Genomic DNA, 254 nt, shown 5'->3' on the forward strand with positions numbered 1-254 from the left:
TCCGCATCCGTCTCGCAAGGGACGATGCCCAGCCTTGCCGAGAGTTCGTACCACCAGGCGGCTGCTGGAGTTTGGCTCAGTGCATAGCCGCACAGTTCCTTCGCCGCCTCATAGTCGCCAACCGTGTATCGCTCGCATGCGTTGAGGAAGTCGGTATCCGTCTCGGCTGGCGCGTCCGCGCTGAGCAACCTGTGCAAATTTCGGATCCGCAAGTCCGGAATGTCGCTGAGAAGTTCCACGGATCTTCGCAGGTA

1 protein-coding gene is annotated in these 254 nt (G+C 60.2%); it reads right to left on the minus strand.

Going from position 1 to position 254, the window contains the following annotated elements:
- Positions 1 to 239: hypothetical protein (locus tag SB725_RS32520; RefSeq protein ID WP_410923616.1), on the minus strand; the 239-nt coding region annotated here is incomplete at its 3' end.
- Positions 240 to 254: the final 15 nt, after the last annotated feature.

This window comes from Pseudomonas sp. SIMBA_041, assembly GCF_046535095.1.
GTDB lineage: Bacteria > Pseudomonadota > Gammaproteobacteria > Pseudomonadales > Pseudomonadaceae > Aquipseudomonas > Aquipseudomonas mucoides.